Here is a 24,108-nt window from a genome sequence, read left to right on the forward strand (position 1 = left end):
CTCCTATAATTTTTGTCCGTCAATCATATTCGCAGGCGGATAAAGAATTACCTTTTCTCCTGCATTCAATCCTTTGAGCGCAATATAATCCCCTTCTTGGGCAATTTGCTTAACGGCTATAAATTTGGCAATTCCGTCTCTATTGACAAAAACCCCCATAATCCCTTCCCTGCTCGTCAAAGCGGCAAACGGAACAAGAACGGCTTCTTTTTTTCCTAAAATTATCTTCGCTTTTGCATACATTCCTGGAAGCAGTTTATCATCATATTTATTAAATTTGAATTTAACTATATAAGAATGTGTTGCGGGATCGGCACTCGGAATGATATTCTCCACCTTTGCCTTATATTTTTTATTAATGGCCGGAACAAAAATTTCAACTTTCATTCCAAGCTTAAATTTATCAATATCGCCTTCTTTTACAAAACTTTTTGCTTTAAGAGAGCTTAAATTGCTTAAAATTAAAACAGGATATCCAGGAAGCGCCATTTCACCCACATTTTTCATTTTTCTTGTAACCACCGCATTAATAGGGGATTTTACTTTAGCATATTTTATTTGATTTCTTGCCATAACAAGAGCCGCTTTTGCTCTTTTTAACAAACCTTTTGCCATATCCACCTGTTTTTTCCTAATATTCATATTTAATGTCATTTTTTCAAAATCTCTTTTGCTTACGGCACCTGCGGCATATAAATTTTTAAATCTTTCATAATCCCTTTTTGCATCTGCATAAGCCATTTCGGCCATCAGCACACCGCTTTGGGCCTGTAAAAGAGCACCCCTTGCCTGATTTAGCATTGAATACACATCGGTAGGGTCAACAACAAACAAAAGTTCGCCTTTTTTAACCTTTTCACCTTCTTCAGCTTTTATTTCTTTAATATATCCCATAACTCTCGGGGCCAGCATAACCTGTCTTTTTGCATATATATCGGCAACATAATCTTTTTTTATATGAATAACACCTTTTTTTGCAGTTGCAAATTCATAGGCAAACAAACTCAATGCAAATGCTGAAATTAACGCTATCTTTTTAATCATTTATACTCCTTTATTTTCCATTTTTCACTACTCACTACTCACCAATCACGACTCACTATTTAACAAAGTCTCCAATGCTTGCTTTAAGTTTAGCCGCCGCAACAGCTTCATCATATTTTGCCTTAATAAGTTCCGCCCTTGCTTTTCTTGCATCCGCCTCTTTCATTAAAAGAATAGTCATATTTATCATTCCCTGTTTATACATATAGGTATATTTTTTTAAAATTTCTTCCGCCAGTTCTTTGTTTGTTAATTTATTTTTTATTATTTTAGTTTTTGTTTTTAAATTCAGATATTTCTGTCTTACATCAAGTGCAATAGCTTTTTTCATATATTGATAATAATAGCCTGTCTGAAGTGCTTCAATTTTACTTTTTTCAATGTCGGCATCTTTGCTTTTATCAAAAATATTATATTTTAAACCTATTGCCGCGAGCCAATAATCTTTATCACTTCTTATATTGGCCACAGTGTTATCATTCCATCCATATTCCAAATGTGCCCCTATCATAGGATAATTTTCAGCAGAATCAAATTTAACCTTTTTTTTCATAGTCTCATAATTTTTTTTCATCCATTTTAAGTCGTTTCTGTTTTTTAAAGCCTCTTTAATTAATGTTTTTAAATTACTATCAGGAGAAATAATTACTTCAAAATCACCAACAGACGTAATATCGTAATCATCACTTAAAAATCTTAAATAAGACAAAGCCAGGGCGTATTTGTTTTTGGCCTCTTGTAAATATGCATCAACCTGGGAATCCCTTTTTTGGGCCTGCAGTAAATCAATATCGGTTGCCATGCCCTCTTTTTTAAATTCTTTAACCATTTTTACAAAAGAGCTTGTTGTTTCCTTTGCCTTATTTAAAGCATTTATAAAATATTTAGCGGCGACAGCCCCGTTATATGCTTTTAATACTTCCAAAGCCAAAAGAGTTTTATCTCTTTGAAATTTATATTTGTTTGCCAATATCTGAAGTTTTGCCATTTCTTTTGCATAAGTTAATTTAAACCCTGTAAAAATCGGAATCTCATAAACAAAATTTGTAGCAAAATTGCTTCTCGGGGCAGGATAATTTAAATCATGCGGTTTAATAGCTAAAATTCCCTGCATTGCGGCCAAATCCTGAGGTGTTAAAGAATTTGAATTCGCCTTCATCAAAGCGCCGCCCAAAGGGGCCAGAAAATCGCTGAAGCCAAAATCGCTGAAAGTGGCTTCCCTGCTGCCTAATTTCATACCGAATACATACATAGCATTATTTGTTCTGCTTATTTGCTCGTTAAAAATAAATTTGCCCCATTCCATTCCTCTAACTTTATCCAAATCGCTTTTGGCTTTGTCAATATTAAGCTTTTTTGCCTTTAGCTCTAAATTATTAGAAAGAGTTTCTTTTAAAACTTCGTTAAATGTCACATTTTTGGCTAAAAGCAGACCTGACAAAGCGGTTAGAATCAAATATTTTTTCATACCGCTCCTTTAAATATTTTTCGAATTGTAACAAAGATTATAAAGATTTTAAGAAGATATAAGAAAAAGTTATAAGAAAAAGGGAGAAAAATTATCTTTTTTTATTTTTTCCTGCTCATTCTTTTTCTCTCGGTAGGATCGAGATATTTTTTCCTTACCCTTATAGATTTAGGGGTAATTTCCACAAGTTCATCATCTTCTATCCATTCAAGGGCTTTTTCAAGGGTAAGCTGAACAGGGGGAACCAGTTTTATCGCTTCATCGCTACCACTGGCACGGACATTGGTTAAATTTTTACCTTTAATAGGATTTACTTCCAAATCGTTACTTCTGCTGTGTTCACCGACTATCATCCCGTTATAAACTTTATCCCCGGGTTTTATAAACATTCTGCCTCTCTCTTGCAAATTGAATATTGCATATCCGACAGCCACACCGTTTTCCATAGAAATCAAAGCTCCGTTTTTTCTTGTATAAGGTTTGGTAGTGGCGGGTCTAAATTCAAGAAACGAGCTGTTAAGCACTCCCTCACCTTTTGTATCGGTCATAAATTCACCTCTATATCCTATAAGTCCGCGTGCCGGCATTTCAAATTCAATTCTTGTACTTCCGTCGCTTAAAGGCATCATATTTTTCATAACGGCGCCTCTGGTTCCAAGTTTTTCTATTACAACTCCGCTGTAAATATCCGGTACATCTACAACAACATATTCATAAGGTTCAAGTTTAACCCCGTTTTCCACTTTAATAATAACCTCAGGACGAGACAGGGAAAATTCAAAATCTTCACGTCTAAGATTTTCAGCAAGAATTGCTATTTGAAGCTCTCCCCTTCCGCTTACTTTAAATTTACCCTCACCCAGTTCTTCTATTTTCATTGCAATATTTGTCTGCATCTCTTTAAACAGTCTGTCCCTAAGCTTTGGAGCTGTTACATTTTTACCCTCAGTCCCCGCAAGAGGTGAATCGTTTACGCTTAAAATAACACTTATGGTAGGTTCTTCTATATGAAGTGCGCCTAAAGCCACAGGATTATTCCTATCGGCTATCGTATCCCCCACATTAAGGGCTTCAAATCCGGCAACAGCCACAATATCCCCCGCTTTCGCCTCGTCAATTTCCATCCTGTCAAGTCCTAAAAATCCCATCAGTTTGGTAACTCTTCCGTTTATTTTTTCACCGTCGGCTTTAACCAGTGTTACTTCTTCACCCTTTTTAACTGTACCGTTAAAAATTCTCGCAATTCCTATTCTTCCCACATAATTATCATAATCAAGAGTAAATACCTGCATTTGCAACGGGGCGCTTTCGTCACCCGCAGGGGCAGGAATATATTTTGTAATTGCCTCAAAAACGGGCGTCATATCATTATTATTATCCTCAAGTTCCCATTTTGCATATCCCTCTTTGGCAGCGGCATAAATTATAGGGAAATCAAGCTGGTCCTCAGTAGCACCCATACTTACAAACAGATCAAACACCTCATCAACAACCCTGTCCGGTTCAGCTGCGGGTTTGTCTATTTTATTTACCACCAAAATAGGTTTAAGCCCCAGTGAGAGCGCTTTTTTTACAACAAATTTAGTCTGGGGCATTACGCCTTCCTGGGCATCTACAAGAAGCAATACACCGTCCACCATTTTCAAAACCCTCTCAACTTCCCCTCCAAAATCACTGTGCCCCGGAGTGTCAATAATATTAATTCTGAATTCATTCCATCTGATAGCCGTATTTTTACTTAAAATTGTAATTCCTCTTTCTTTTTCCAAATCATTACTGTCCATTACCCTCTCACCCAAATCTTTCCTTGCGTCAAGGGTGTGGGACTGTTTGAGTAGTTCATCCACAAGTGTAGTTTTTCCATGGTCAACATGGGCTATAACTGCAATGTTTCTAATATTCTTCATTAATTACCTTTAAAAATTTTTGAAATTATACATCAATTTCACTGTTTTCACAATTTCACCATTTTCGCTAAAAACTGCTTGGAATATTTTTTGCTTGCTAAAAATAAAAAGGTTTTTAATGCCTCATTTGATAGAATTATTAACACATACAGATAATAAAACAAAACCGAAAATCAAGCCCGCACAAAATTTTTTATTGCAGATTCTAAAAGATATGGAGCCCCTACTCACAACTCACTGCCTGATTGGAACAATATTTGCTTTAATATTAAAAAAGGTTAAAAAATGTCATCAGTAGCAAATATAACCAACAATGCAACACAGGCCGGCAATGACAAAGTTTACAATCCAAATTCACAGCTCGATAAAAACGCTTTTATGAAGCTGTTTTTAAAACAGCTTGAAATGCAAGACCCAACAAATCCGATGGATACAAATAAAATGCTTGAACAAACTGCTTATCTTTCAACTATGGAGATGAATGCAAATATGCAAAAAACAATTGATACATTGGCAAAAACGCTAACTTCTACCAATGAACTTTCAACCGTTTCTGCAATAGGGAAAATGGCTGATACTGGAAACAGATATATTAATGTTACAGATAATGATACGAAAAAAGATTTTGAATTATATTTTGGAGATAATATACAAAGTGGAAAAGTTCAAATTAAAGATAAAGCTGGAAATATAGTTAAAGAATTTGATTTAAACCCCCACACAAAAGGAATTTTAAGTTTTGAATGGGATTTAAAAGATAATAACGGAAACAGAGTAAAAAGTGATAGTTATGAAGTAAGCGCAACATATACAGACCCTAATGGAAATAAACATACAACAGCAATTGGTGCGTATCCTATTGAATCAATAAGATTTGAAAACGGAAATGCCTTCGCCAAACTCGGAAACCAATATGTACCGTTTGACAAAATAAAAGAAATTTATCAGTGGCAGGGATAATATTTAAATGTTGAATGTTAAATTATGAATATTGAATATTAGATGTTGAATAATTTTGGTTAATAAAAGGATTAAAATGACAAGGTCATTTTTTAACGGTGTAAGCGGAATGAAAAGTTTTCAAACGGGGATTGATATTTGGGGGAACAACATATCAAATATCAATACCGCGGGATACAAAGAAACAAACCCTGAATTTTCTTCAATTTTTTCACAGACTCTGAAAAATTCACCGATATTTTCGGATGTTGGACTTGGAAGCAGACTCGATGCCAATGCCATTAATTTATCGCAAGGAAGTTTTATCGACTCAGACAATCCTTTCGATATTGCTCTTGGTGGTAAAGGCTGGATTGGGGTTAAAAACGGGGACAATATTTACTATACACGAAACGGAAGCTTTAAAAGAGACAAAGAGGGTTATTTGGTTGATAACAACGGGAATTATCTATTAGTTGCCAACGCAAATAATATAAAAAACAATAACGGAAGCTATGAAATAAACCAAAACATTCCGACAGATAATTTAATAAATAATCCTCTCTCCCCCATTTCACTGCCAAATTCAATGATTTTACCCGCAATTGCCACAAGCAAAGTGAATCTTTTTACCAATTTGAATGATGCCGACCAGATAAACTCAACCGCTCCGGCGACACTTAATAATGATTTCAGTGCATTATACTCAAATGACGGAAAAGATTTAAAAATAAGAGACGGTGATTCATTCGTTTTCGGTTTCGGAAATCCGGCAACATATTCCAATAATTTAATTTCAAGTGAAATATGCATAACAGACGATATAAAAGACGGAAAAGATTTGGTTTATGATTTTAGTATTAATGATAAACAGATAAATCTGAGTGTGCCTGATGGAAGTACAAAAAGCGAAATTCAAAATGCCCTTGTCAATAAATTAACACAAAATGGAATAGATGCGACAATATCAGACAACGGAATAGTGATTTCTGACCCAACAAAAATAATTTTACACTCAAATAATGACAATTTACCAAATATTGCAGCTGAAAAATTAATTTATAAATCAACCCCCGCCAAAGAAAATGAATTTGACACTGTGCAAAATTTAATCGATAAATTCCAGTCCCTGGCAAATAATATCAATCCGGATATCTCGGTTTCTCTTGACGATAAAGGAAGAATTGTTACAACAAATCCTACCGCTAAAACTATTAATTCATATCTTCTCAAAACAGAAAATTCCAATGACTTGTTTATTAACAATCTCGGAAGAATTGGAAATGAAATTTATCCCCAGACAAGTGCAAAAAGCAATGCTTTTAAAGTAAACAAACATGATTTTGGAGGGAATATTTATGACGCAAACGGTAACAAAAATATAATTTCTTTTTCTTTTACAAAACAGAAAATTTTAAATAATCAGATTCAATGGAACGGAGTAATTACAATAAAAGATGCAAACGGAAACATTATAAACACTTCAAATCAGATTTTCACGTTTGACGAAAACGGAAAATTACTATCCCCTAAAACAGTGACACTTAATTCACCTCAAAATATAAATATAAATTTTGATTTAACGTCATACGCCAAAACAGATTCCAATACAAGTTATTCTTTTTCCCAAAATGGACTTGAAAAAGGTTACCTTCAAGGATATGATATTAATGACGACGGAGTTATTTTTGCAAATTTTTCAAATTCCAAAAGTGTGGGGCTCGGACAGATTCCGATTTTCCATTTTCAAAACCCTCAGGGACTTGAAAGTATCGGGGGCAATCTTTTTAGAAAGACAAATAATTCAAATAAAGCATTTTTATATGAAAGCAATGGAGAATACATTCCTTATGCAAAAGTAATTTCTCATAAACTTGAAGCTTCAAATGTAAATTTTGCCAAAGCGATGACAGAGCTTATAATAAACCAAAAAGCATTCTCAGCGGCGGCAAAAACTGTAACAACCAGCGATGAAATGATTCAAAAAGCAATTAATTTAAAAAAAGGATAATATAGTAGTGAATAGTGAGTGGTGAGTGGTGAGCTTGCCCGGCCGCTTTTCAAGCGGCGGGGTGAGTAATTGAAAAAGGAACGGTTTTTGCTTGATAAAAAAAACTTTATTTAAAGGAATGAATCATGATGAGAAGTCTTTGGAGCGGGGTTAGCGGCCTAAACGCTCATCAGGTTGCAATGGATGTGGAAGCCAACAACATTGCAAATGTAAATACTGTGGGATTTAAATACTCTAGAACCAATTTTCAAAATCTTTTAAGCCAAACAGTAAAAAGCGCTACAGCACCACAGGGAAAACTCGGTGGAAAAAATTCACTTCAGATAGGCCTTGGAACAAGTGTCAGCGCAGTTGAAACATTGTTTAAACAAGGAAGTATTCAAAATACCGATAAAAATACAGATATGGCAATTAACGGAGACGGTTTTTTTGTTGTGAGTGGAGACGGAGGAAAAACATATAAATATACAAGAGCCGGAGATTTTACATTTGATGCAAACGGTAATTTTGTTGACCCAAACGGAATGATAGTACAAGGATGGCTTGCAGACCCGGACACACATACAATAGATACCGCAAAAGGGGTTCAGCCGATATCTATTCCACCAGGTCTTACCACACCGGCAAACGCTACAAGTAAAATTCAAATAAAAGCAAATCTAAACAGTGGGGTTCATATTAAAGAAATGAGCGGAACAAGACCTACTGTTGATCAGACTGCAGATATTAGCGGATTATATAATGCAAATGGTGAAAAATTATCTTTAACCCCTGATAAAGACACTTTGACTTTGGCAATAGAAGACGCAAATGGAAATATAAACAATTATACATTTACTTACGGAAAAAGCACATCAAATACAGACAGAAAATTTACCACCATAAAAGATTTATTAGACGAAATCAATGAAATAATAAAAGATCCGACCGGTACAAAACCATCATCAGAATACAAAGTTTATTTAAACGGAAACGGACAAATTGTGGATCCAGAAAACAAAATAAAAACAGAAACCACACTTTCATCTACCAATACGGAATTAGAAAATATTTTCAAAGGTTTAAACGGACCCTCAACCACTACAGAGCCTATGAAATCCTTAAAAAACAGTTTTATCGGTGCCGACGATGTAGGCGAGCTTTTTAATGCAAGCGGTGATGCGTTTAATATAGAAGAAGGACAGGGAATTAAAGTTAATATAAACGGACTTGGGGAAACAAGAAATTTCATATATTCAAAAACACCTATAAATGAAACCGAAGGCTGCGGAAGTGCAAGCGGGTCTTATCAGCCAAAGGAAAATACCGTTTCTGATTCGAATGAAGGGCTTCACTGGTTATATAATTCCACAACAAAAGATGATAATAACCGTGCATTTATGAATGTCAATCAAAAAATATCATTTCAAATTGATAAAAACGCAGACGGAACAATAGATGACACCTTAACATATGTTTATGGAAAAGATTTCCAGACATTCAGTGATTTATGCTGCCTTTTGAATTCAGATTTTACAAGCAATAATATAAATGACAATGTAAGTTTTGAAAACGGTAAAATGAAAGAAACCCAGGATATTATTAAAAATGTACAATTAAAAGATTCCAATGGAACAATCAACGATTCAAATTCAAACACCCCTCTTGGGAAATTGTCTCAAATTTTCAAATCTTTGGGCAGCGGCACATCAACAGATACATTTTATAAAAATGACACATATTATTTTCACGATATTCAGGATTTGGCATATGTATGGCAATTGGCGATAGATGACAGCGGAGATACTTCAAATTCAACATCCGGAAACAGCGGTATTGTTTCAATAGATGAAAACGGAAAATTAAATATAAAAAACACCTCAGCAAATTCATTTAATATAAATTTATCTGGTTATCCGGATGATAAAAAAGACAATAATTTATTTACGGAAGCTTTTTCACCGATAAACGGAAGTTTGGCAGCAGGAGGATCAACCTTTTCACAGGCTATTAATGCCGCAACTCACACAACAAGCATTGATGTGTTTGATTCGCTTGGCAGCAAGCACACTTTAACACTTCATTTCAGAAAAGCACATACATCTGAAAATCCGAACGATCCGACAGTTTGGAAATGGTATGCCGATGTCCCGGCACCTTCGTCTCTTGATCAGCCGGCAAACGGATATGTAAAATTCAATCCTGACGGAAGTTTAAATTCCTATAATCCTCCTAGTTTAATATTTAATCCTAACAATGGAGCCAATTCAGGACAGGCCATACAGCTTGATTTAGGAAACATTGGCAAATTTGACGGAATCACATCTTTTGAAGCACCTAGTTCCACTAGCGGACAGACTCAAAACGGTTATCCGGGAGGAGATTTGCAAAGTTTGGTAGTTGATCAGACAGGAACGGTAATAGGGGTATTCACCAACGGCAGAAGTTATTCCCTTGCTCAGGTTGCATTAGCAAAATTTGTTAATAATGAAGGCTTAATGAGTGAGGGCGGAACTCTGTTCAGCTCTTCGCCAAATTCAGGTGAACCGATAGTAGGGACTGCCGGAACGGGGGGAAGAGGGACAATTCAACCAAGCAGCCTTGAAATGAGCAATGTTGACTTAAGCAGAAGTTTAACTCAGTTAATTGTAATTCAAAGAGGTTTCCAGGCAAATTCAAAAACTATTACAACAAGTGATGAGATGTTAAATACGCTTTTACAGCTTAAAAGATAGTATAATTCGCTAAAACTTCTGTTTTAGCGGAGAAATTATGAATCTTTTTCAAAAAAATATAAAGTTTTTTTATCAAAATATTCCTTCGTTTTATAAATTAATAACTTCAATAAAAACAAGAAGATACCAGCTTGTAAACAATAATATACTTGATACACAAACAAATACTTATCTTTATCCGAATTCTATTGATGAAGATTCAATCATATTTTCATATAATCCTGTACAAAATTCTTTATGGGAAAAAAATTTTTTTTATATTAATCCAGAAAAATTAGATGAAAAAGAATTTTATTTAACAGGCAAAATAGTAAATTCTTTAACTGACAAAGCTAAAAATTTAAATTATACCGATGGATTTTATTTTGAAAATAATTTTTTACCTGCAACTGTTATTTTAGGATTATTATCAGGCAAACATATAGAAATATTAGCACAAAAATATAATTTTCAGTCTCTTTTTATATATGAACCGGAACCGGAATTTTTTGCAATAAGTCTGTATTTTATAGATTATGAAAAACTTTATAAAAAATTAAGGGGAAAACTGTTTGTTTTCATAAAAAACAAAATTAATTATTTTGCAATTGAAAAATTTTATTTTGAAAGAATCATAACTTCAAATTTTGCCAGATTCACCCTCACCACCTATGAAAACAAATTTATAATAGATGCCAAAAATAAATTTAATAAAATTTCCGTTTTAAAAAACAGAGGATGGGGAACTTTCGAAGATGAAATAAAAGGAATAAAAAATCATTTGCAAAATATTGGGAGATATCCTCTGTTAAATAAATCAAAAAAATTAAATATTCCTGTTTGTATAGCAGCCAATGGAAAAAGTTTGGAAAAAAATATTGAATTTATTAAAAAAAACAAAGATTCCATGATAATAATTTCAGTAGGAACTGCGCTTAAACCTTTAATAAAAGCAGGACTGCAAAGTGATTTTCATATAGAACAGGAAAGAATAGATACATTAATTGAAGCTTTAAAAGATATATTACCAAATTACAGGGGTTATTTCTTAGGAGCAAGTGTTGTAAATCAAAAAATTTTCCAAATGGCAAAAAAACCTTTAATGTATATCAGGGAAGCTTTTACACAGGAAAACAATTATTTTACTTTAAAATATTCCTCCCCAATAGTCGGAAACACAGGTATGGCATTTGCAAGTGAATTTAGTAATGAAATATATCTATGCGGAATGGATTTAGGTTTCAGACTGGGGGAGAGAAAACATTCATATGGAAGTTTTTATGACAATAAAGAAGACACAGAACAAAAAGGGATTAAAGTAAAAGGAAATTTAAGTGATGATATATATAGCGATTCATTGTTTTTAAGCAGCAAAAGCAATATAGAAAAATTAATAAAAGAAAAACAGACAAATGTTTATAATTTAAGTGACGGCGCTTATATTGAGGGTTCAGTTCCAATAAAAGACAAAAAATTACCCCTTATTGATAAAGAAAAATATATACGAGAAATAATAAACTGTTTTAATAAAACTGATTATAAAGATGAAAAACCGGATATTAAAAATCTGCTTTTGGCAATAAGCAAAGCTATGGATATAAAAATTGATTCAAAAGAAAAGCTTACATCGCTTATTGAAGGGCTTGAAGATTTGATTAAAACATATGAGCAAATCGACAAATCAGGGTTTTTGCTTCTTAGAGGCTCTTTATTCCATATTTTAAATAATTTATATATCCTCTCGTATAAAATAGATTTTAAAAATTATAATAAACTCACAAAAATAATAAAAAAAGAAATTTTTAAATTTAATGAAATTTTAAATAAAATTTTTTAACGTATTAATTAAATCTTTCTTTTCAGCCCAGCCTCTTCTTGACTGATTCAATCCGTATTTCATATTATAAAGCTCTTTTTTATTTGTAGCATAAGAATTAATGCACATTCTTACACCCGTTTCTTTTGCAAGTTTTATTTTAGAATCATCCAAATCAAGCCTGTCTCTTCTTGCGTCAATTTCGAATATTTTATTTTTTTCTTTAGCTGCTTTTAATATTTGCTCAAACTCAATATCGATTCCGTCAAATTCCTGAATTTTTCTGCAAATTGGATGTGATAAAATATCAATATGATTTAAAGCGTTGATTATTCTTTTTGTCTGGGTAGGTTTATCTAAATTAAAATTATCCTCCACACTTCCGTAAACTATATCAAAATCTTTAATTTTATCTTTTAAATAATTTAATTCACCGTTTTTATCTATTTTGCATTCAATAGCACTGTAAATTTTCAGTTTTGATTTTAATTTTTTTATTTTTTCCAAATCTTCAATATTTTTTGTACAAATTCCCAAAAATTCATAACCTTTTTTTTCAGCCTCATCGATAATTTCTTTAATGTTTTTATTAAAATAAACTTTTAAATCGCCTTTTATATCATCCTCCCTCACAAGTTTTGGTAAATTATTATTTTTAGCAGCTTCAATTTCCCCCCTGTTTTCTCTGAGTTCAGGTTCTATATATCTCAGCCCCATTGTTTCATACACTTCTTCTTCGCTTTTTCCGGCAATTCTTTTTGTACCTTTGTATATTCCGTATTCATTTACTTTTAGCCCCATATCTATTGCCATTTTTCTTATTGCTATATTGTGGGCTTTGCTTCCTGTAAAATAATGAAGAGCACTTCCGTAACTCTCTTTTGTAACCGCCCTGAGGTCAATCTGAAGAGAATTGTCCAAAAAAACCGTACTTCTTGTTAAACCTTTTGAATATACTTCTTTTACCCTTTTATATTTTGTAAAATATTCACTTACCTTCATATAATCATCCGCAATAACCAAAATATCCAAATCTCCGACTGTTTCTTTTCTCCTTCTGTAACTTCCGGCAATATCTACAATTTCAACACCTGGGAAATCAAGTAAATATTTTCTGATTTCTTCTGCCACTTCTTCAACATCGGCCCATAAAAATCTGATACCGGCTTTTTTAAGCTGCTTAACGCCTTTTAATATTTTTTCAATCAGTTTAGGGCCAAATCCGGGAAGTTTATCAAGCTCACCGTTTTGGGCATATTTTCTAAGTTCTTCAAGACTTGTAATATGAAAAGCGTCATAAATTTCTTTTATTCTTTTTGGACCGAGGCCTTCAATGCTAAGCATATCGATAAGTCCCAGAGGAATCTGTTTTTTAAGCTCTTCCAGTTTGGAAAATTTTCCTGTAATTACTATTTCTTTTATATATTCGCTCAAATCATGCCCTATTCCAGGCAATTTTGTTAAATCAAACTCCTCTTTTACTAGCTTTTCAAAATCTTTACTCGTTCCTTCAACAAGCCTTGCGGCATTCCTGTATGCTCTTACTTTAAACGGATTTTCCCCTTTTATATCAAGCAAATCCGCTGTAAGAGAAAGTATCTTGGCAATTTCACTATTGCTCATTGTATTCCTTTAAAAATTCTTTTATTTTAACATTTAGCGGCAATATAATTTGCTTCCTTTTACTTGTTTCTCCTTTTATTATTATATCGCTTTTGGGAATCTTAAATGTTTTGGATAAAAATTTAACCAATTCTTTATTTGCCGCACCCTCTACAGCAGGAGCTTTTATGTTTATTTTTAAACTGTCGTCCCCATAAAGACCTGCTATTTTATTTTTTGAAGAATTTGGCTGCGCTTTTACATAAATTATAACCTTATCATCTTTTATTTCATAAAAATTTTTTTCCATCTTTGTCCTTTATTTTATCTTTTTCTGCTCACAACTCACAAATCACTATTCACTAAATAAATTATCCATTTTCAATTATATTAATAATTTCTTCTAAATTTAGAATATTTTTTATTTTAGTAATCTTTGCCGCTTTAATTTTTTCTTTAATTTCATCAATTTCACAAATTTCAATATTTTCAACTTCGTTATATAACGCTGTTTGGTTAAAATAATATTTACCGCTGATTATGGGTTTGTTAAAATAAGCAGCCTCAACCGGATTATGCCCTCCAACATTATCAACAAAACTCCCCCCTAAAATTACAATATCGGCAACTTGATATAAATTAATCAACTCTCCCATCTTATCAATTAATACTAAATCTTCATCTATATTAATTTTCCATTTTCCATTTTCCATTTTCCATTTTCCATTATTAAACTTTTCACTTATTTTTTCCACTTTCCCATACTTTTTCATAATATTATATACTTCGTCAAATCTTTCCGGATGTCTTGGTACCACAGCAACCTGAAATTTATTTAAATCAAGCTTTGGCAAAATCAGCTCTTCTTCATTTTTATGTGTTGAAGCCAAAATTAGTAAAGGCTTTTTTTTAATAAACTCGGTTGTGATTTTTGGATTAAAATATGTCTTTATATTTCCTGTAACTTTTATATTTTTTGCCCCTAAATTCAAAAGCCTTTTTTTATCCTCCGCGCTTTGTGCCAAAACAATATCAATATTTTCAAAAATTTTTTTATAAAACCATTTAAATTTAAGATACTTGGGATAACTTTTTTCACTGATTCTGGCATTTAGTAAAACCGTCTTATTACATCTTCTTTTTGCAAGATAAAAAAACATATACCATAATTCGGCTTCCATTACCACTAAAGTTTTACAAGGTTTTAGCCAAAAAGGTAAAAAAATCTCAAACGGCAAAAATCTGAGATGAACATTTTTATATCTTTTTGCTTCGGCATAACCCGTGTTGGTTATTACACTTAAATTAACTTCGTCAAACTGCTCAATAAGCGGTTTTAATGCTTTTGTTTCACCAAGGGAACATGCATGGAAATAATGTAGTTTTTTTGTAAAAGGCGAGTTGTTTATCAGAAAAAATCTGGAGGGGATAGATTTTTTGTATTTTTTTTTAAAGCTGAGATAAATTAAAAAAGGAATTGAAATTAAATATAAAATAAAAAGAAAAAAAAGATAAAAAAAATTAAATATTACATTTTTCACTACTCATAACTCACTGCTCACTTTTTTCACTATCTTCGCTTTCTTCAACAAACAACACTCTTCCGCAATGAGGACAAGTTACTATTTCTTCACCTTTAATCACTTCTGTATAAACTTTATCGCTGATTTTCATATTACAACCGCTGCATGCCTGTTTTCTGACAGGAGTTACAGCCGTTATACCCGCCCATCTCTTAATTTTTTCATAAAATCTGAAAATTTGAGGATTCATTTCATTTATAAGTTTTTCTTTTTTCTTATAAATCGCTTCTTTTTGTTTTTTAACTGTTTCCAGTTTTTTTTCAACATCAACACTCAAAACAGTGATTTCAGAATCTATTTTTTCAATCTCTTTTTTTATGTTTTCTTTTTCTTCATTTTTAAGTTCAAGCTGTTTTTCAAATTTTGCAATTTCTTCGTTTGCCGCTTCAATTTGTTCACGCGCCAGTTCCTCTTCTATTTGAAGCGCTTTAAATTCTTTTTCTGTTTTTGCTTTACTCTGTTTTTCTTCTATAGAAATAAGTTTATCTTTAAGTTCTTTTATTGATAATTCGTTTTTACTTTTTTTTAGTTTAATATTTCTAATCTCTTCTTCAAGTTTTTCAAGTCTCTCTTCAAGAGCTTTTTTCTGGTTTTCAAGTTTGGTTACAGGAGCTTTAATATTAATCTCAACAGGTTCGAGTTCTTTTAATTTCCTTTCATATCCGTTGAGTTCTATTAACTCTTTTAAAAATTTATTCATTGCTGACCTTTTTTATTGGAATTATATCAAATTAAGTCAAACGGATTAGTTGAATTGATTTTTATAATTTCAATCTCCATATCTTTTATATTATCGTATAATGCTTCCGCAAAATATTTTTCACTTTCAAAATGTCCTACATCAATCAGACTGATTCCTCTCGCTTTTGCATCCATAGCTTCATGATACTTGATATCCCCTGTTAAAAAACAATCAGCTTTTATCTGGTCTAATAAGCTCATTCCGCTGCCTGTTGTAATTCCAACTTTTTTTACAAAATCATTGGCTTTTACTACCCGTATATATTTTAATTTCATTTTTTCTTTTATTAAGTTAACCAGTTTGTCAAATTTCATATAAACCTCACTGTAAAAAACAAAATCTTCCTGAAATCCTTCTATTTCTAAAATTTTTTTAGCAAAATAATTATTTAAATGTGTTTTGTCAAAATTGGTATGCATTGCAATTAATGAACAGTTTTTTTGGATAAGTTTAATTAAATATTTTGTAGAAAAAGAATTGAAATTTACTTTTTTTATACCTTTAAAAATCAAAGGATGATGCGTAATAATCAATGAATTCGGCTTTATTTTTTCAATTACACTATCATCAATATCAAGAGATAAATATATCCTTTCAATCTTTTCATTTATACCAACATTTATTCCGCTGTTGTCCCACTCTTCCTGAAGTGAAAAAGGGCTTATTTCATCCAAAAATTTATAGATATCCTTTAATTTCATATATTACCTTTCACTATTCACTACTTTCACTACTTTCACCATTTTCACTCTCCACATATTTCTCGGCCACCATTTTGGCAAGCTCTCTTATTTTTAAAATGTAATTTTGCCTTTCTGTTTGGGAAATAGCTTTTCTCGCATCCAACACATTAAACACATGGCTGGCCATTATTGTATAATCATATGCAGGAAGCGCTAAATTATTTTCTATACATTTTTTTACTTCATTTCTGCAGTCTTCAAACCATCTAAAAAGCATATCAACACTGGCCACTTCGAAATTGTATTTTGAAAATTCATATTCGCTTCTTTTGTGCATATCTCCGTAAGTTGTAGATTCATTCCATTTTATATCAAATACATTATCAACTCCCTGAAGATACATTGCAAGTCTTTCCGTACCATATGTGATTTCAACCGGCACAGGAAATGTTTTAATACCCCCGACTTGCTGAAAATATGTAAACTGGGTAACTTCCATACCGTCAAGCCAAACTTCCCATCCGAGACCCCATGCTCCGAGTGTGGGTGATTCCCAGTTATCCTCCACAAACCTTACGTCGTGTTCAGCAACATTTAATCCTAAATATTCGAGAGATTCTAAATACATATCCTGGATATTCTCAGGACTCGGTTTCATAATAACCTGAAACTGATAATAAGCCCCCAGCCTGTTTGGATTTTCACCGTATCTTCCGTCTGTCGGTCTTCTGCTCGGCGCCACATATGCCACATTCCAAGCACCTTTTCCAAGACTTCTTAAAAGAGTTGCCGGATGAAACGTCCCGGCCCCACTTGGAAAATCATAAGGCATTACAATATTACATCCCTTATTTTTCCAAAACTCCTGAAGTTTTAATAATAAATCACTAAAATACATTCATTCTCCTTATTTTACAAAATTTTTAATCTTAAAATATTCTTTTTGAAACCATTTTATATCATTAGTTTTAACATCTTTTACAATATGTTGTTCTTTTAAATATTCTAAACCGAATTGAATAGTATTTTTGCAAATACCCCTTTTCCATTGTGGTTCATCATTATAAACAATCCCTACATATAACTCATAATTATTAAATTTTAAATTACAATTTTTCTTAGAAATTGATTTTAATACTTCAATTGAATCTAAAATCTTTTTTTTTATTTCATCATTATCTATTTGACTGCATTTTTGATTTTTAAATTCTATTAAAAATAATTTTTTTTCATTTTCATCAAAAAATATTGTATCTACACTACTTGGTAAAGGATGTGAAAAAAAATTCTCCACGAAATAATCAAAATCAAACCTTTTATCTCCACAATCACATAAATGTACCTTTTTAGCGCTATCCATTGAAATTTGTTTCAAAACATTGAAACAATTTATCGAATTAGTTTCACATAATTTTTTTAAACAAAAAAACAATTCAGCCATTTTTTTCCATTAACTGTTCATCTATTTTATCAAATTCATTAAATGGAGCACTCAATTTTTGAAAAATTCTTTCTAATGTTAATGCATTAGAATCTTCTATTTTAAAAATTTTTTCATTTTCCGCTAAATAAAAATCAATATTTTCTAATTTATACAATTCTGCATATTTTTTTAAAGCTTCTATAATATATGGAGAATGGGAATTAACAAGAATTGAAAAATAATTTTGTTTTACCATTTTTACGATTATCTTTGCATATAATAATTGCCATTTCGGATGTAAATGTACTTCCGGTTCATCCAAAATAAGTATTGAATTTCTTAATAACCACCTTTTTTTCAAAAGCATCATTAAAATTCCAAAACTTTTAATGCCTGTAGCTGTGTTTTTTATAGAATATGTCATATTGTTTCTTTTAAATTCAAACTTGCCACTTTTTACTATCACTTCTCCATTTATAATTTGAGATATTTTCTCAATGAGTAAATCAAAACTTTTTTCCAATTCAAAGTCTCTTGGATCAAAAGAAAGTCCTGATAATTTTCTTTTTAAATCTTTAATAGTGGGAATATATTCTTTAGACGCAATTTCTTCTTCATTTAATAAATCGATTAATTGAAATATTACAGGAGAATCAATATATGTGGCATCTGTAAAAATTTTTCCTCCATCATAAAATTTTACTATTTCATTATTTCTAAAAATAACTGTTGTATTTTTAGAAAGTGTTGCAAGTTCAATTTTGGACTCTGTAGAATTTTTATTTGTTATTTCTCCGTCAAATAAATAATTTATAATTTTTTTTAAAGTACCAATCCTAAAATCATCTTTATATTTAAAATCAAAAAATTTTAAAATATCTTCTTTTAATTTTAAAAAATGTTTTTTTATTTCATTGTTTTTAAAATCAATTTTTTTAAAAATATTTTCAATTTCTTTTTTTTTATCTATATTTATATTTTTATTTTCTAAAAGTTTTGTTATTTTTTCTTTTAACATATTAACTTTATTAGCATTTTCATCATATTCTTGTTTATTTTTTGATATAAAATTTAAAAGATTTTTAAAATTTTCAAGATTATATAAAATTTGTCTATTTCTAACAGAATAAAAAAAAGCACCTCTGCACATTTCAGTAGTTTTTATTAAAGAAAACAAACTTTTCCCAACAGTACTTTTTCCTGTATCATTTTCCCCTGCTATCACAGTTAGTCCATTTAATTTTACATCAGCTTCTTTTATCATTCCAATATTTTTAAGCTTTAAGTTCATTTATTGCCCTTCAATATTACATTATCGCCTTTTTCACATCCGCATGCATTTGCTACTACACCGCATTTTACTTTAAACAGATAAAAGACTTCCCTTCCGCATTCACCAAACAAAACTTCAAAATTACCCATTCCCTTACTAATTACTAAATCAGCATTATAAAATATTTCCTTGCTTTTGGAATTTGCATATTTTAAACTAAATCCCGGAGTATCCACTCCCGTATCAATAATTTCGGCAAAATTACTGATTTCAGAGCCTTTTAAATCATTAACGGTTATATCATTAATTATAGGTTTTCCTCTTACTAAATAATAAACTTTTATTTTTGGATATATTTTTTTAATCACCTTGATTAAAATTTCATCAAAAACATTTTCTCCCGCATTGTCTGCCAGATAACACAATGTTTTAGCCTTTTTTAATTTATTTTCTAATTTATTAAAATCATTATGGATAAAATTCATATTAAAAATATTTTCAATTTCTTTGTTTAAATCATACTCCTGGTTTACTCCCAAATCTATTATATTTCCCGCAATGGCAATCTTACAGGCATCGAAAAGAGGGTTTTTGGAATTTTTTAATTTTTCTTCCAAAAGCGGTTTAAAATTTAAGGCCTCTTTTATTGAAATCTCTTTTTCTTTTTTAAAAGGGTCGTTTATATTTAATTTTTTTCTGATATATTCATAAACTTCTTTAGCGATATCGGGAGGGGTAAAAGATAAATCGTATTTGGATAAAATCAAAGCGACACCCCTTAATATATCACTTGCTTTGTTTTCATCCAAATTAAGTCTTTTGGTGACATTCAAAGCCTGATTATAGATACATACGTAACAATCTCTTTTTATTTTCATTTAATTCCAAGCTCCTTTTTAATAGCCGCTTCATTAAAGCCGCAAATCCATCTGCTTCCCACCAAAATTACGGGCACCCCCCTGCATCCGTGCCTTTCACAGTCTTTGGCTGCTTTAGGGTCTTTACTTATATCAACTTTATTAAACCTGATTTTATTTTTTCTAAAAAACTGTTCGGCCCTGCTGCACCAGACACATCCAGGAGCCGTAAATAAAACCACTCTTTTTGCCATTTACACTCCTTTTTATATAATTTTAAATGTTAAATGTTAGATGTTAAATTCATAATTCAACATTTATTTTTCACTTTCTTTCTTAAGCACTCTTCCCCACATAAGTTTATATTTTTTCCTGCAAAATTCAAGCTCATCCTGAGTAATTTCAAGCTGTTTTTGAAGCCTTTCAATTGTAATTTTAGCTTCTTCGTAAATTTCCTGTAAAGAATAGATGGATTCTTTCAAAAATCTGTTTTCATCTTTTAGCGATTCAATGGTTTCATCTTTGCTCATAAGCACTTTTTCATGCATATTCAGAAATGTTGCCAATGTTTTTTTGGCTATGTCATTACTGTTTACAATTTCTATTTCATTTAAAGGCACTATTTGATTTGTGTTCTCCGCTTCTATATAAATAATACCCTCACTTTTTTTACATTTAAGTTTTTTTTCTTTGCATAAGGAAAAAATCTCTTTTTTACTTTTACCGCTTATTTTTTCAAATTCTTCGATTGTCAAAAGAGTTTTCATTAATCTAATTTCACCTCAACTTCTAATGAATCCATTTCAACTTTTTTAGCCTGTGAAATTCTGTCTTCTTCAAGTTTTGTATTCAGCTCTTCGTCGCTCAAAGCCAAAATCTGAAGAGCTAAATATGCTGCATTTTTAGCTCCCGCTTTACCGACTGCAAGAGTTGCAACGGGCATACCGCCCGGCATCTGCACGGTAGAAAGAAGCGCATCAAGCCCGTCCATCATTCCGCTCGGCATTGGAACACCAATTACAGGTCTGGTTGTAATTGATGCAACAACACCTGCTAAATGTGCGGCCATTCCCGCCCCGCAGATAAAGACTTTAGCACCACGCTCTTCGGCATCTTTTACATACGCATGAGTCCTTGCGGGGGTTCTGTGGGCGGATGTAATCAACACTTCATAGGGAATTTGAAATTTTTCTATAACTTTTATTGCCTCTCTCATTATTTCATAATCGCTTTTACTTCCCATTAATACACTTATAAATTTCATATCTCTTCCTTTCTTAAAAACGTCAAATAAGGGAGTTTACACGGCAATTTTATCGGATTTAGATTACCGCTGTGAACACTGCTTAATTCTTTGTTGCCTTGTGTAATAATTTTATTTAATTTAAGCAGCCACCTGCCGTTTTCATTATAAACTTTACCTATTTCATTTTCACATGGTGAAATTTTAACATTTTTTGGCAGTACTATTTCAAGCACATCGCCGGGATATGTTTTATATTTACACATAAAATGGCCGCCATCTTCTGTCACAACCCCACTTACCTGCCAGTTTCCGGTGGTTAATGAAGTTTTTAAATTTTGGGTATCGTTTCTAATATATGGCCTTTTTACAATATATGCATCGCTTAAACCTCTGTTTTTGGTAGTTAAAATTTCATTGAGATATTTTTTGCAGTCGCATTTGCCGCTTTTTATATATTCATCAATTGCATCTCTGTAAGCTTTTGTCACAACTCCCACATAATAAGGAGCTTTTGTTCTCCCTTCAATTTTCACCGAATCTATTACACCGGCTTTTAAAATTTCAGGGATATGTTCAATCAGACATAAATCTTTTGCATTCATTATATAAGTGCCGTCTTGATATTCTTCTAATTTAAACATTTTTCCAGTTTCTGGGTTTTCGGCATAAAGCACATAAGGATACCTACAGTCATTCGCACAGCTTCCTTTATTGGGGTTTCTTCCAAACTGAACGGCGCTTAAAAGGCATCTCCCCGAATATGCAAAACACATAGCCCCGTGAACAAATATTTCTATTTCAATATCAGGCACTTTCTCTTTTATTTTTATCAAATCTTTTAATGTGGCTTCTCTTGCGGCAATTATTCTTTTAACACCTAAATCCCTGTATGCTTTATAATCCCATGAATTCAAGGCATTTGCCTGGGTTGAGAGATGAATGTCAATTTCTGGCGCTATTTCTTTTGCTTTCATTAAAACGCCAAGCGTTGAAATTATAAAAGCGTCAACCCCCGTTTCTTTTAGTTTTTTTATATGGGATTCTATAAGCGGAAGCTGATTTTCAAATGGAAAAGCATTCACGGTGGCATAAACTTTTACACCTTTTTTGTGGGCATATTCAATAGCTTCATTAAATGTTTCATAATCGAACTCTTTTCCGCTGTGACACCTCAGGGAAAAATGGCTAACCCCGGCATAAACGGCGTCCGCCCCGTAGGCAATGGCAATTTTTAATTTTTCAAAATCTCCGGCAGGTGCAAGCAGTTCCACTATTTGGCTCCGAATTTTTCAAGCAGTTTTTCAATATCTTCGTCACTCACCACTTCTTCTGTTTCATCCCCCTGAAGATGTCTTGCGCTTTTGACTCTTGCCTCATCTTCAATTTTTCCTTCAAAAAGCCTGTTCATATATTTTATAAGAGCCCTCATTATATTTATAACCCTTTCTATTTTTTGCCTATGAATATCTTGATACTGCATAATATCCATTACGGTAAATATTTCATTTTCAGCCGATTCGTTTTCTTTTGAAATCTGCTCTGCGATTTTTATTATTTCTTCTAATTTTTGGAGTTCTTCTTCAAATTTTTTAATATGGGGAAACGTAGTGTGAAGTTTTGTAAAAAGAGCTTTTTCTTCAGTTAAAAATTCTATAATTTTTTTAATTTTTTCGTTTGTATCGCGTATTGCGGCGGAAATTTCATCCATTTTTTCCAAAATCTGCACCGCCTTTTCCTCACTCTCTTTTGTAACTTCGTCAAGCTGCGCCACAACTTTGTTTTTTGAATCCGCAGGAGGAGGAGTTATAGGCTCACCTTCATCAACATTTTCATTATCTTTAGTTTCTTCTTTTACTTCCTCTTTTTCTTCTGTTTTTGAATCTTCTGTTTCATCTATATTATCTATATCGTCTAAACCCCCCGCCATTAAAGCGTCTAATTCTTCCTGGGTCATAACTCACCTCATTTTTTTAATTAATTATATATAATTTCACTAAAAAAGGCAAAACATGCTTATTGATATTCACAACCACACACCCCTTTGTAATCACGCCACAGGCATCCCCGAAGAATTTATAAAAAAAGCGATAGATAAAGGAATAGATATATACGGTTTTGCAGACCATGCGCCGATGGATTTTGATAAAAAATACAGAATGGGCTTTGAAGATATGCCGAAATACGAAAATGAAATAAACGCTTTAAAAGAAAAATATAAAGACAAAATAAAAATTCTTTTAGGGTATGAAGTGGATTTTACGCCTTTTATTGATAAAAGAGTGCTTGAGAGAAAAGTGGATTTTTTAATAGGAAGCGTTCATTTTCTAAACAACTGGGGTTTTGATAATCCCGAATTTATTAAAGAATGGGGAAAAAGGGATATTGATGACGTTTATAAAGAATATTTCTCCAAAATAAAAGAAATGGCTGAATCTAAACTGTTTGACATAGTGGGACATCTTGACTTAGTGAAAGTTTTCGGCTTTAAACCTAAAAAAAATATAAAAGATCTGGCAAAAGAAGCGATAAAAGCCATTAAAAAATCCGATATGGCAGTGGAAATAAACACTTCAGGTCTTAGAAAAAAAGTAAATGAAATTTATCCGTCTGTTGAATTATTGAGAATAATTAAAGAAGAAGGAATAGATATCACATTCTCAAGCGATGCGCATAAACCTCAGGATGTAGGATACAAAATCACTCAAGCAGTAGAACTTGCAAAAAAAATAGGATTCAGTGAAGCTGTTTATTTTGAAAAGAGAAAAAAACAGAAAATTAAATTAACATAAATTTAAACTATTAGTATTAAACTAACAAAAAA

23 protein-coding genes are annotated in these 24,108 nt (G+C 32.0%); 6 read left to right on the forward strand and 17 right to left on the reverse strand.

All coding sequences use genetic code 11. The annotated features are described in order from the left end of the window. Window positions 1-3 precede the first annotated feature (3 nt). The 3 genes from DZ68_RS0103280 to typA form a co-directional block, all read right to left on the reverse strand. The gene (locus DZ68_RS0103280) at window positions 4-1,044 is read right to left on the reverse strand and encodes an efflux RND transporter periplasmic adaptor subunit (protein ID WP_024787229.1); all 1,041 of its coding nucleotides are present in this window, start codon (window positions 1,042-1,044) and stop codon (window positions 4-6) included. A gap of 55 nt (window positions 1,045-1,099) precedes the next feature. After that, a complete protein-coding gene (locus DZ68_RS0103285; protein WP_024790719.1) occupies window positions 1,100-2,512 on the reverse strand; it encodes a TolC family protein in 1,413 nt (470 codons plus the stop codon). A 101-nt stretch (window positions 2,513-2,613) separates the two neighbouring features. Then, a complete protein-coding gene (gene typA, locus DZ68_RS0103290) occupies window positions 2,614-4,419 on the reverse strand; it encodes a translational GTPase TypA (protein ID WP_024787230.1) in 1,806 nt (601 codons plus the stop codon). A gap of 118 nt (window positions 4,420-4,537) precedes the next feature. Here typA and DZ68_RS0103295 point away from each other — a divergent pair, with 118 nt between their 5' ends. The 5 genes from DZ68_RS0103295 (at window position 4,538) to DZ68_RS0103315 (ending at window position 11,899) form a co-directional block, all read left to right on the forward strand. Continuing rightward, a complete protein-coding gene (locus tag DZ68_RS0103295; protein ID WP_024787231.1) occupies window positions 4,538-4,717 on the forward strand; it encodes a hypothetical protein in 180 nt (59 codons plus the stop codon). Beyond that, window positions 4,705-5,379, forward strand: a complete 675-nt coding sequence (locus DZ68_RS0103300; RefSeq protein ID WP_024787232.1) for a flagellar hook capping FlgD N-terminal domain-containing protein — start codon at window positions 4,705-4,707, stop codon at window positions 5,377-5,379. Before DZ68_RS0103295 ends, DZ68_RS0103300 begins: the two co-directional genes overlap by 13 nt. A 76-nt stretch (window positions 5,380-5,455) precedes the next feature. Then, window positions 5,456-7,369, forward strand: a complete 1,914-nt coding sequence (locus tag DZ68_RS0103305; protein ID WP_024787233.1) for a flagellar hook-basal body complex protein — start codon at window positions 5,456-5,458, stop codon at window positions 7,367-7,369. 125 nt (window positions 7,370-7,494) lie between these two features. Continuing rightward, entirely contained in the window at window positions 7,495-10,083 is a 2,589-nt protein-coding gene (locus tag DZ68_RS11290) for a flagellar hook-basal body complex protein (RefSeq protein ID WP_024787234.1), read from the forward strand. 37 nt (window positions 10,084-10,120) lie between these two features. Continuing rightward, a complete protein-coding gene (locus tag DZ68_RS0103315) occupies window positions 10,121-11,899 on the forward strand; it encodes a 6-hydroxymethylpterin diphosphokinase MptE-like protein (RefSeq protein ID WP_024790720.1) in 1,779 nt (592 codons plus the stop codon). Here the strand turns inward: DZ68_RS0103315 and DZ68_RS09970 are convergent. The 14 genes from DZ68_RS09970 to DZ68_RS0103385 all read right to left on the reverse strand — a co-directional run bounded on the left by DZ68_RS09970 (window position 11,882) and on the right by DZ68_RS0103385 (window position 23,241). Next, window positions 11,882-13,501, reverse strand: a complete 1,620-nt coding sequence (locus tag DZ68_RS09970; RefSeq protein ID WP_035907051.1) for a helix-hairpin-helix domain-containing protein — start codon at window positions 13,499-13,501, stop codon at window positions 11,882-11,884. The genes DZ68_RS0103315 and DZ68_RS09970 overlap by 18 nt on opposite strands. Next, on the reverse strand, window positions 13,491-13,790 hold the full coding sequence (locus tag DZ68_RS0103325; RefSeq protein ID WP_024787236.1) for a DUF167 domain-containing protein: 300 nt from the start codon (window positions 13,788-13,790) through the stop codon (window positions 13,491-13,493). The genes DZ68_RS09970 and DZ68_RS0103325 overlap by 11 nt, the downstream gene beginning before the upstream one ends. Before the next feature lie 61 nt (window positions 13,791-13,851). Next, a complete protein-coding gene (gene waaA / locus DZ68_RS0103330; protein WP_035907053.1) occupies window positions 13,852-15,021 on the reverse strand; it encodes a lipid IV(A) 3-deoxy-D-manno-octulosonic acid transferase in 1,170 nt (389 codons plus the stop codon). A 10-nt stretch (window positions 15,022-15,031) separates the two neighbouring features. Then, complete coding sequence (locus tag DZ68_RS0103335; protein ID WP_024787238.1) at window positions 15,032-15,763, reverse strand: zinc ribbon domain-containing protein; 732 nt, start codon at window positions 15,761-15,763, stop codon at window positions 15,032-15,034. A 26-nt stretch (window positions 15,764-15,789) separates the two neighbouring features. Continuing rightward, window positions 15,790-16,506 carry a Nif3-like dinuclear metal center hexameric protein gene (locus DZ68_RS0103340; RefSeq protein ID WP_024787239.1) on the reverse strand — a complete coding sequence of 239 codons (717 nt, stop codon included), beginning with the start codon at window positions 16,504-16,506 and terminating at the stop codon, window positions 15,790-15,792. Between the two features lie 13 nt (window positions 16,507-16,519). Further along, a complete protein-coding gene (gene glyQ / locus DZ68_RS0103345; RefSeq protein WP_024787240.1) occupies window positions 16,520-17,386 on the reverse strand; it encodes a glycine--tRNA ligase subunit alpha in 867 nt (288 codons plus the stop codon). Between the two features lie 9 nt (window positions 17,387-17,395). Next, a complete protein-coding gene (locus DZ68_RS10430) occupies window positions 17,396-17,848 on the reverse strand; it encodes a hypothetical protein (protein WP_156921097.1) in 453 nt (150 codons plus the stop codon). A 73-nt stretch (window positions 17,849-17,921) separates the two neighbouring features. Further along, entirely contained in the window at window positions 17,922-19,202 is a 1,281-nt protein-coding gene (locus DZ68_RS0103355; protein ID WP_024790721.1) for an AAA family ATPase, read from the reverse strand. Continuing rightward, window positions 19,199-20,062, reverse strand: coding sequence for a DUF89 domain-containing protein (locus DZ68_RS0103360; protein ID WP_024787243.1), 864 nt, complete (start codon window positions 20,060-20,062; stop codon window positions 19,199-19,201). The genes DZ68_RS0103355 and DZ68_RS0103360 overlap by 4 nt, the downstream gene beginning before the upstream one ends. Further along, window positions 20,059-20,295: a glutaredoxin family protein gene (locus DZ68_RS0103365; protein WP_024787244.1), complete on the reverse strand. Its 237-nt coding sequence runs from the start codon at window positions 20,293-20,295 to the stop codon at window positions 20,059-20,061. Before DZ68_RS0103365 ends, DZ68_RS0103360 begins: the two co-directional genes overlap by 4 nt. A gap of 63 nt (window positions 20,296-20,358) precedes the next feature. Beyond that, the gene (locus DZ68_RS0103370) at window positions 20,359-20,808 is read right to left on the reverse strand and encodes a DUF3972 domain-containing protein (protein ID WP_024787245.1); all 450 of its coding nucleotides are present in this window, start codon (window positions 20,806-20,808) and stop codon (window positions 20,359-20,361) included. Beyond that, a complete protein-coding gene (gene purE / locus DZ68_RS0103375; RefSeq protein WP_024787246.1) occupies window positions 20,808-21,305 on the reverse strand; it encodes a 5-(carboxyamino)imidazole ribonucleotide mutase in 498 nt (165 codons plus the stop codon). Before purE ends, DZ68_RS0103370 begins: the two co-directional genes overlap by 1 nt. Next, window positions 21,302-22,558 carry a peptidase U32 family protein gene (locus DZ68_RS0103380; RefSeq protein ID WP_201767409.1) on the reverse strand — a complete coding sequence of 419 codons (1,257 nt, stop codon included), beginning with the start codon at window positions 22,556-22,558 and terminating at the stop codon, window positions 21,302-21,304. Before DZ68_RS0103380 ends, purE begins: the two co-directional genes overlap by 4 nt. Then, complete coding sequence (locus DZ68_RS0103385) at window positions 22,558-23,241, reverse strand: hypothetical protein (RefSeq protein ID WP_024787248.1); 684 nt, start codon at window positions 23,239-23,241, stop codon at window positions 22,558-22,560. The genes DZ68_RS0103380 and DZ68_RS0103385 overlap by 1 nt, the downstream gene beginning before the upstream one ends. A gap of 55 nt (window positions 23,242-23,296) precedes the next feature. On the opposite strand from DZ68_RS0103385, the gene DZ68_RS0103390 reads away from it, so the two are divergent. Continuing rightward, window positions 23,297-24,076 carry a histidinol-phosphatase gene (locus DZ68_RS0103390; RefSeq protein ID WP_024787249.1) on the forward strand — a complete coding sequence of 260 codons (780 nt, stop codon included), beginning with the start codon at window positions 23,297-23,299 and terminating at the stop codon, window positions 24,074-24,076. Window positions 24,077-24,108 lie beyond the last annotated feature (32 nt).

The organism is Lebetimonas sp. JS085, from assembly GCF_000523295.1.
Classification (GTDB): domain Bacteria; phylum Campylobacterota; class Campylobacteria; order Campylobacterales; family Nautiliaceae; genus Lebetimonas.